The organism is Nocardiopsis trehalosi NBRC 14201, from assembly GCF_001552555.1.
In the GTDB taxonomy this organism is placed as follows: Bacteria; Actinomycetota; Actinomycetes; order Streptosporangiales; family Streptosporangiaceae; genus Nocardiopsis_B; species Nocardiopsis_B trehalosi.
The window spans coordinates 1-9,351 of the sequence record NZ_BCRK01000214.1; the positions used below are offsets into that span (position 1 = coordinate 1).

Sequence of the window (9,351 nt, forward strand, 5' to 3'; positions counted from 1 at the left end):
GAGCGGTCGGCCCGCCGGGGGCCCGGGAGCGGCGGCCGCCGGTGCGGCCGTCACGGGGCGAACGCGTCCAGTCCCTCGTCGGCGGCGGTGAGCGCGGCCTCCCCCGCCTCAAGGGAGTCGTACACCAGGTGGACCGCCGCGTCCTCGATGCCGCAGAACGCCGAGATCCCCGTCGCGAGGGTGCGGGTGACGACGTCGTCCCAGCCCAGCCGGGCGAACTCCGCCTGCTGGTAGCTCACCAGGCCGACCCACAGCATCCGCTTGCCGCGCAGGCGCGGCGCGGACCTGCCGTAGGCGAACCCGTAGTTCCACACCCGGTCGATCCAGCCCTTCAGCACGGCGGGCAGGCCGAACCACCAGAGCGGGAAGACCACGACGACCACGTCGGCGGCCTCGATCCGGGCCATGTGCGCCCGGACCTCGGGCGAGTACGCCTTGTCGCGGTCCCCCCAGTCGGGTTCGTCGAGGGGCGTCATCCGGGGGTCGAAGCCCTCGGCGTGCAGGTCGAGGAGGTCGACGGTGAAGGAGCGCGCCTCCAGCCGGTCCCGGGTCCGGCGGGCGATCCGGGAGGTCAGGGAGTCGGCCCTCGGGTGGGCGAGGACGAGGAGCGCCCGCCCGCCGGGCGGGTGCGCCGGCTCGGGGGGCGGCGCCGCCGCGCCCTGCTGAGGGGGACCGCCGGGGGCGGTCATCGCCGCCCGTCCAACCGGACCAGCATCTTGCCCGTGTTGGCGCCGCGCATCATGGCCAGGAAGGCCTCGGGGGCGTTCTCCAGGCCCTCGACCACGGTCTGCTCGGTGTGCAGGGTGCCGTCGGCGAGCCGGCCCGCGGCCGTGCCGATCCATTCGGGGAAGAGGTCGAAGTGGCTGGTGACGAGCATGCCGCGCAGGGTGACCTCGCGGAAGGCGGCCCGGTAGAGGTTGTCGGGGCCCGGGACCGGGTCGGTTGCGTTGTACCCGCTGATCGCGCCCACCATGGCGATCCGTCCGCCGGGGCGCATCGCCTGGATGGCCGCCCGCAGGTGGTCCCCGCCCACGGCGTCGAGGTAGACGTCGACGCCGTCGGGGGCGGCCTGGGCGAGCTGCTCACCCACCCCGCCCTGGCGGTAGTCGACCGCGGCGTCGAAGCCGAAGGCGTCGAGCAGCTTCGCGGTCTTGCGCGGCCCGCCCGCCGAGCCGATCACCCGCGACGCCCCCAGCCACCGGGCCACCTGCCCGGCGACGCTCCCGACCGCGCCCGCGGCGGCGGAGACGAAGACCACGTCGCCCTCGCGCACCGGTGCCGTGCGGGTGAGGGCCGCGTAGGCGGTCAGTCCCGTGGTGCCCAGCGGGCCGAGGTAGGCGGGCGCCGGGGCGAGCGCGGTGTCGACGACGGTGGCCGCCGCCGCGTCCAGCACCGCGTGTTCGCGCCAGCCCAGGAAGTGGGAGACGGTCGACCCGACCGGGACCGACGCGGCGCGGGAGGCGATCACCTCGCCGATGGCGCCGCCGTCGAGGGCGCCCCCGACCTCGAACGGCGGGATGTAGGAGGGCACGTCGTCCATGCGGCCGCGCATGTAGGGGTCCACCGACATCCAGGTGTTGCGGACCAGGATCTGGCCCTCGCCCGGCTCGGGGACCGCGACGGTGGCCAGGTCGAAGTGCCGCGTCGACGGCTCGCCGACGGGGCGGGCGGCCAGCCGGATCTCGCGGGACACGGTCGCGGCCGCGGTGCTCGTGGTGCTCGTGGTGCTCATGGGGGTTTCCTCCGGTGCGGGTGGTGGTGCGGGTGACCGGTCCTCGATCACGGGACCACGATGGCGGGGGCCGCGCACGGACCGCTGACGGCCCGCGCACGAGGGGCCGTCAGCGCACGCGCTAGCGTGGCGGGCATGCGATTCGAGGTGCTGGGCCCGGTGGCGGTCCGTGCGGACGACGGCACCCCGGTCGCCGTTCCGGAGGCGAAGGTGCGGGCGCTCCTCGCCGACCTGCTGGTGCACCACGGGCGCCCGGTCCCGGTGGACCGGCTGGTCGACGACCTGTGGGCCGCGTCCCCGCCGGCCGACCCCAGCAACGCCCTGCAGACCAAGGTCTCCCAGCTGCGGCGCGCCCTGGCGAAGGGCGGGGCGGACGGCCGCGCGCTCGTGGCGTACGGCCCGGCGGGCTACACGCTGCGGGTGTCCGACGACGCGGTCGACTCCGCGCGCTTCCTGGCGTCGGCGGCCCGCGCCCGGGCGGCCGCCGACCCGCGCGCCCGGGTGTCGCTGCTGTCGGAGGCGCTCGGCATGTGGCGCGGGCCGGCGTTCGCCGACGTCCGCGACGAGGACTTCGCGCGGGCGGCGGTCGCCCGCCTGGAGGAGGAGCGCCTCACCGTCCAGGAGGACCTCGCCGAACTCCGGCTGGAGCTGGGCGAGCACAGCGTGCTCGCCGGTGAGCTGGGCGACCTGGTCGCCGCCCACCCGCTGCGCGGGCGGCTGCGCGCCGCGTACATGCTCGCCCTCTACCGGACCGGCCGGCAGAGCGAGGCGCTCGACACCTACCAGGACCTCCGGCGCCGGCTGGCCGACGAGCTGGGCATCGACCCGGACGCCGGACTCGCCGCGCTGCACGCGTCGATCCTGCGGCAGGACCCCGGCCTCGCCCCGGCGTCCGCCCCGGCCACCACGAGCGCGCGCCCGCGGACCAACCTGCCGACGCCGGTGAGCTCGCTGATCGGCCGGGACGAGGAGGTGGCGCGGGCCGGCGCCCTGCTCCGGGACAACCGCCTGGTCACCCTCACCGGTCCGGGCGGTGTCGGCAAGACCAGGGTGGCGCTGGCGGTGGCGGCGCTGGCGGAGGCGGGGGAGGAGACCGGCGGCGCCCCGGCCGACGGCGTCTGGTTCGTCGAACTCGGCGGCACCGGCGGCGGTACCGGCGGCGGCGCCGCCGAGGCCGTGGCGGCCGTGCTCGGGGTACGCGACGACGACGCGGCGGGCCCGTCGGACGGCGCCGGATCGGCGCTGGACCGGCTCGCCGCGGCGGTCGCCCCGCGCCGGATGCTGCTCGTCCTCGACAACTGCGAACACCTCGTGGAGCAGGTGGCCGCGCTCGCCGACCGCCTGCTGCGCTCCGCCCCCGGCCTCCGCGTGCTCGCCACCAGCCGGGAACCCCTGGCCGTCTCCGGGGAGGCGCTGCACCCCGTGGAGCCGCTGGCCGAACGCGAGGCGATGGAGCTGTTCGCGGCGCGCGCCGCCGCCACCGCCCCCGGCTTCGCCCTGACCCCCGAGACGAGCGAGGCCGTCGGCCTCGTCTGCCGACGCCTCGACGGTATCCCCCTGGCCCTGGAGCTGGCCGCCGCCCGCGTGCGCACGCTCGGCGTGCACGCCCTGGCCGACCGGCTGCACGACCGGTTCCGGCTGCTCAACCAGGTGCGCCGGGACGCCCCGGCGCGCCAGCGCACCCTGCGGGCGATGATCGACTGGAGCTGGGAGCTGCTGCCCCCGCCCGAGCGGACCGTGCTGCGCCGGCTGGCCGTGTTCGCCGGGGGGTTCGACCTGCACGCGGCCGAGGCGGTGTGCGCGTCGGCCGGGGAAGGGGAGGTCGCGGCGGACGACGTGCTGGACCTGGTCACCCGGCTGGTCGACCGCTCGCTGGTCGCCGCCGCGTTCGACGGCGACGGCACCCGGTTCCGGTTGCTCGAATCCGTCGCCGCCTATGCCGCGGAGCGGCTGGACGAGGCGGGCGAGACCCGCGGGCTGCGGCACCGGCACGCGCTCCACTTCGCCGCGGCGGCCGAACACGCGGCGTCCCTGCTGCACGGCCGCGACCAGCGCCACTGGCTCCGCGTCCTCGACAGCGGGACGCCCGACCTGCGGGCCGCGCTCGACCACGCCGCGGCGGACGGCGCCGCCGACATCGCGCTCCGCCTGGTCAACGCGCAGGCGTGGTACTGGTACCTGCGCGGCCGGCTGGGTGAGGCCGTCCGCTCACTGGGGAGCGCGCTGGAGGCCGCGCGCCGGGACCCGTCGGGAGGCCACGAGGCGCGGGCGGCGGGCGCCCGCGCCCGGCGGGCCGCGCTCGCCCTGCTCACCGGCGACGACACCCACCTCGGCGACGACGTCGAGGGCGCCGACGCGCGGGGCCGGTGGCTGCTGGCGTTCGCCCGGTGCGGGTTCGGCGACCTCGCGAGCCCCGACCTGGACACGCTGCCCGCCGAGTTCCGGGCGGCCGGCGACCGCTGGGGGGAGGCCGCGGCGCTCAGCACCCGCGCCACCCTGGCCATCTACGCGGGCGACCTCGCCGCCCTGCGGAGCGACGCCGAACGCAGCGCCGCCCTCTTCACCGAGATCGGCGACCGCTGGGGCCGGTTGCAGGCGTCGGAGCAGCTGGGGGTGCTCGCCGAGATCGCCGGCGACTACGCGCACGCGGCCCGCCTGCACCGGAACGGGCTGCGCGATGCCGAGGACCTCCGGCTGTGGACGCAGGTCGCGTTCCGGCTGGCCCGACTGGGCCGCATCGCCCTGCTCACCGGCGACGACGCCCAGGCGACGGAGTTCCACGAGCGCGCCCGGCGCCTCGCCGCCGAGCAGTCGCACCAGCCCGCCGAGCAGTTCGCCGCGACGGGGCTCGCCATCGGCGCCCGCCGGCGCGGCGACCTGGCCGCCGCCGAGGAGCACCTGCTCCCCTGGCTGGACTGGAACCGCCGCCTCGGCGTGGCCGCCGGGGAGGCCCTGATCCTGGCCCAGCTCGGCTACATCGCCGAGCAGCGCGGCGACGCGGAACGCGCCGAGGCGCTGCACCTGGACGGGCTCGCGGCGGCCCGGCGGACCGGGGACCCCCGCGCCCGGGCGCTCGCCCTCGAAGGGCTCGCGGGGGCGCGGGCCGCCGCCGGGCGGGCGGCGGACGCCGCGTCGCTGCTCGGCACGGCCGCCGCCGTCCGGGACTCCGTCGGGTCCCCGCTCCCGGACGGCGAACGGGCCGACGTCGACCGGGCCGCCGCCCGCGCGCGGGCGGCGCTGGGCGGCGACGGGTACGCCGCCGCCTTCGCACGCGGGCGGAGCCGGACGGCGGACGACCCGGTCGGGCCGCTCGACGGCGCGTCCGCCGGGCGCGGCTGAGGGACGCGGGGCGGGGCGGCGGAGCGCGCCCGCGCACCGCCGAGGGCCCGCGGTCCGCGGGCCCGTCCCCCGTGTGAGCCACACGCGGGTGTCCACCGCACGGTGATGACCCCGGGGCACCCCGTTCCGTAGCGTCGTCCCCGGCCGCGGCGGCCGACCGCAGAGCGGGGGCGACGCCCCGCCGCCGACCGGCCCGCCGTTCGCCCCCCGTCCCGAACCCCTGGAGGCCACCATGATCCGCACCGTACGGGCGACCGCGCTGACCGCGCTGAGCTGCGCCGTCGCCGGCACCGGGCTCACCGGCTGCTCGGTGGCCTCCGATGTGGGGTCCGCCCTCCAGGAGGTGCGGACCGACGTGGAGTCCGCCGCCGAGGAGGTGGTGGCCGACGGGGAGCCGACGGAGGGGGAGACGTTCACCGGGGCGGCGACGCTCGACGTCGACGGCGCCGCCGTGCGCGTCTCCTGCTCGGGCATCCCGCCGCACGACCGGCCGATCGTCGTCCTGATGGCCGGGCTGGGCGACGGGCTGGACACCATGGCCGACCTCCAGGAGACGCTGAGCGAGACGGACCGGGTCTGCTCCTACGACCGGCTCGGCGAAGGCGGGAGCGACCGGCCGGACGGCCCGCAGACCCTCGCCGACGCCGGGGACGTCCTCACCGCCGTCCTCGACCACATCGCGGTCGACCACCCGGTCGTCCTGGCCGGGCACTCGCTGGGCGGGCTCATCGCCGCCCGCTACGCCCCCGACCACCAGGACCGGGTCGCGGGGCTGGTGCTGATGGACGCCACCTCGCCGACGATGCGCGACGACATCACCGGGGCCATCCCCGAGTCGGCCACCGGTCCGGGCGCCCAGGTGCGCGCGGAGAACCTCGCGGTGTTCGAGGGGGAGAACCCGGAGAACCTCACCATCGTCAGCGACCCGGACGTCCGCTCCGCCGGGGACATCCCGGTGGAGGTCGTCCAGCACGGCGTCCCCTACCTGGAGGAGATCCCCGAGTACGGCGGCGACCTGGAGCGCGCGTGGGCCGACGGGCAGGAGAAGTGGCTCGACCTCTCCAGCCGCAGCGTCCTCGGTACCGCCGAGGAGAGCGGCCACTACATCCACGTCGACCGGCCCGACGTCGCCGCCGAGGCCATCCGCCGCGTCACCGAGCAGGCCGCCACCACCTGACCGCCCCGCCGCGCGCCCCGTGGCGGGGGCGCCGGACGGCGCCGCGTCGACACGAAGACAAGGCGGCACGGAGACAAGGCGGCACGGCGGCACGGAGACACGTCGGCATGGGGATACGGCGGCCCGGCGGTCGGTCGGCCACCGTCCGCGCCGGACGCGGGCCCGGTCAGCCGTCGGTGCCGGGGGCGCGCGCGGGGATGCGCGCCCGGACGGTGAAACCGCCGCCCTCGCGCGCCCCCGCGGTGAAGTCGCCGCCCATGGCCTCGACGCGCTGCCGCAGACCGGCCAGGCCCCGACCGCCGCCGCCGGGGGAGGCGCCCGGCGGCCCGGAGCGGTCGGTGCCGACGTGCACGGTGACCTCCTCGGGGCGGTGGCGCACGCGGACCGTGGTCGGGCTGCCGTGGGCGTACTTGAGGGCGTTGGTCAGGGCCTCCTGCACGACGCGGTGCGCGACGAGGCCGACGTCGCCGCGTGCGGCGCCCGGCGCGCCCTCCTCGCTGAACTCCACCGGCTGCCCGGCCCGGCGCGTGCGCTCCACCACGGACGCCAGCCCTTCGTCCGGGGCGGGGGGATCGTGCGCGGGGTCGAGCACGTCGAGCAGGTGGCGCAGGTCGGTGATGGCCCGCCGACCGGTGTCGGAGACGGTGGTCAGGGACTGTTCGAGGCGGTCGGGCGCGGCGGTCAGGTAGCGGGCGGCCTCGGCCTGCACGATCATCGCCGTCACGTGATGGGTGACGACGTCGTGCAGGTCGCGCGCGATGCGGGTGCGCTCGGCGGCGCGGGTGGCCTCGGCGAGGAGGCGGCGGCGCTCGGCCTCGGCGATGCGGGTGGCGCGCAGCCACGACCCGACCCCCCAGGCGGCGGCCAGCGCCAGGTAGAACGTCACGTACCCGGCCGTGGTCTCGCCCGCCCCGACGTGGGACACCGCGATCGCCAGCACCACGTAGGCCGCCGAGCACACCAGCACGGCGGTGCGCCGGTACCGGTGGAGGTGGGCGCCGGTGCTCACCAGCGCCAGGGGGAGCGCGGCGCCCGCGAACAGGTGGTAGCCGCACAGCTGATCGAGGGCGAAGCCGCACACCACCAGGGCCAGGGTCGGGATCGGCCACCGCCGCCGCCCGGCCAGCGGCAGGCTCTGCAGGCCGACCGCCACCAGGCCCAGGGCGTCGAGCGGGCGGTCGGGCACGCCGCCGAACTCGGTCCCCTGCCCGTGCAGGGACGGGATGAGCGAGCCGATCAGCAGCAGCAGGCCCAGGGGGAGGTCGCGGACGGTGACGTCGAGTCGGTGCCATAGAGCGGAGAGCCACCGGAGGCTGGTCACGGGGGAAGTGTACCGGCGGGCGGACCCCGGTCCGGGGGCCCGCTCTCAGCGGCTCACGGTGGTCCGCCGCTCCGCGCGCGACAGCTTCTCGGGGTTGCGCACGTGGTACAGGCCGGTGACGCGGCCGCCCTCGATCCGCACCGCCAGCACGCCGTCGACCCGACCGTCGAGCCGGACGAGCAGCCCGGGGCCCGCGTTGACCTGCACCGGTTCGACGGTCAGCTCGACCCCGTCCCGGTACCAGCCGCCGGCCAGCATGCGCGCCACCCGGTCGGCCCCCACGACGGGCTCCGGCAGGGCCCGCACAACCCCGCCGCCGTCGCTCAGGGCGACGACGTCCGGCGCCAGGACGTCGAGCAGGCGCTGGAGGTCGCCGGTCGCGACCGCCCGCTGGAAGGCGTGGAACGCCTCCCGGTTCTCGGCCGGGGAGACGGCGCCGCGCGGCCGCCGGGCGGCGACGTGCGCCCGGGCCCGGTGGGCGATCTGGCGGACGGCGGCGGGCGACTTGTCGACCGCCTCGGCGATCTCGGCGTACTCCAGCTCGAACACCTCGCGCAGCACGAACACCGCCCGCTCGGTCGGCGCGAGGGTCTCCAGCACCAGCAGCATCGCCATTGAGACGCTCTCGGCCAGCTCGACGTCCTCGGCGACGTCGGGCGTGGTCAGCAGCGGCTCGGGCAGCCACGGCCCGATGTAGGACTCCCGGCGCCGACCGAGCGCCCGCAGCCGGTCCAGCGCCTGCCGCGTGGCGATACGCACCAGGTAGGCGCGCTGCTCCCGCACGGCTCCGAGGTCGACGCCCGCCCAGCGCAGCCAGGTGTCCTGAAGGACGTCCTCGGCGTCGGCGGCCGAACCCAAAATCTCGTAGGCGACGGTGAACAGCAGATTGCGGTGGGTGACGAACGCCTCGGTGGCGGGGTCCACGGGGCCCGCCGGGTCGGCATCTCCGCCGGGGCCGGCCCCGGCCGGGGCTCCGCCCGCGTCCAGCGGTCGTTCACTGCGCTCGCTCATCTCGGCTCCCACCCGTCGGCTCTCCGCCCCGCACGCGCACAGGACGCCGGCCGCGCCCGCCCTGTGACACCTCCGATCGGTGGTCCACGTCACACCACCGCGCCGTCACAGGGGTCGGGACGCCGACGTCTCGTGGCCGTCAGCACACCGCGCGGACCGGGGACGGACCGGCACCGCGCGTCGTCAACGCGAAGGGAACCCCTCCCATGACCACACCGGCACCGACCCGCCCCGCGACCGAGCAGGCGGACCAGCGGTCGCGCATGCCCAACCCCCTCCGGCACGTCCCCGAGATGGCGAAGGTGGCCGAGGTCCTGCACACGGCCGTCGCGGACGGCCCGATTCCGGCGACCACCGTCAGTCTGGTGCAGCTCCGCGCCGGGCAGCTCCTCGGGAGCACCTACTTCACCGTCCGGGACGCCGCCGACCTCCGCCGTGCGGGGGAGTCCGAGGAGCGCATCAGCGCCGTTGCGACGTGGCGGGACGCGCCGTACTTCACCGGCGCCGAGCGGGCCGCTCTGGAGCTGGTGGAGGCCGTGCTCACCCCCAACCCCACCGGGGAGCGCGTCTCCGACGAGGTGTACGCGCGGGCGGCCGAGCACTACGACGACCGGGAGCTGTGGTCGCTCGTCATGGTGATCGGCCGCCTCGGCCTCTTCACCCCGGCCGCGCTCATCGCCAAGCCGATCCCCGGCCGGGTGCCCGGCGAGAACTACAGCGACTGACCCCCGACGGGCCGGGGCGCGGCGGCCGTTCCCGGCGGGTCCGCCC

The 9,351-nt window shown here is 77.2% G+C and carries 7 protein-coding genes; 3 read left to right on the forward strand and 4 right to left on the reverse strand.

Features of this window, described 5'->3' with window-relative positions; all coding sequences use genetic code 11:
• Nucleotides 1-50 precede the first annotated feature (50 nt).
• A complete protein-coding gene (locus NT8_RS24925; RefSeq protein ID WP_084469260.1) occupies nucleotides 51-689 on the reverse strand; it encodes an NAD(P)H oxidoreductase in 639 nt (212 codons plus the stop codon).
• Nucleotides 686-1,732: an NADP-dependent oxidoreductase gene (locus NT8_RS24930; RefSeq protein WP_067974532.1), complete on the reverse strand. Its 1,047-nt coding sequence runs from the start codon at nucleotides 1,730-1,732 to the stop codon at nucleotides 686-688. The genes NT8_RS24925 and NT8_RS24930 overlap by 4 nt, the downstream gene beginning before the upstream one ends.
• 135 nt (nucleotides 1,733-1,867) lie before the next feature.
• On the opposite strand from NT8_RS24930, the gene NT8_RS24935 reads away from it, so the two are divergent.
• Both NT8_RS24935 and NT8_RS24940 read left to right on the forward strand, forming a co-directional pair.
• Entirely contained in the window at nucleotides 1,868-5,071 is a 3,204-nt protein-coding gene (locus tag NT8_RS24935) for an AfsR/SARP family transcriptional regulator (RefSeq protein ID WP_067974535.1), read from the forward strand.
• A 232-nt stretch (nucleotides 5,072-5,303) separates the two neighbouring features.
• Entirely contained in the window at nucleotides 5,304-6,248 is a 945-nt protein-coding gene (locus NT8_RS24940) for an alpha/beta fold hydrolase (protein ID WP_067974538.1), read from the forward strand.
• A 166-nt stretch (nucleotides 6,249-6,414) separates the two neighbouring features.
• On the opposite strand, the gene NT8_RS24945 is transcribed toward NT8_RS24940, so the two are convergent.
• On the reverse strand, nucleotides 6,415-7,569 hold the full coding sequence (locus NT8_RS24945; RefSeq protein WP_067974541.1) for a sensor histidine kinase: 1,155 nt from the start codon (nucleotides 7,567-7,569) through the stop codon (nucleotides 6,415-6,417).
• A 45-nt stretch (nucleotides 7,570-7,614) separates the two neighbouring features.
• The gene (locus NT8_RS24950; RefSeq protein ID WP_084469261.1) at nucleotides 7,615-8,580 is read right to left on the reverse strand and encodes an RNA polymerase sigma-70 factor; all 966 of its coding nucleotides are present in this window, start codon (nucleotides 8,578-8,580) and stop codon (nucleotides 7,615-7,617) included.
• A 206-nt stretch (nucleotides 8,581-8,786) separates the two neighbouring features.
• Here NT8_RS24950 and NT8_RS24955 point away from each other — a divergent pair, with 206 nt between their 5' ends.
• The gene (locus NT8_RS24955) at nucleotides 8,787-9,305 is read left to right on the forward strand and encodes a carboxymuconolactone decarboxylase family protein (RefSeq protein WP_067974543.1); all 519 of its coding nucleotides are present in this window, start codon (nucleotides 8,787-8,789) and stop codon (nucleotides 9,303-9,305) included.
• Nucleotides 9,306-9,351 lie beyond the last annotated feature (46 nt).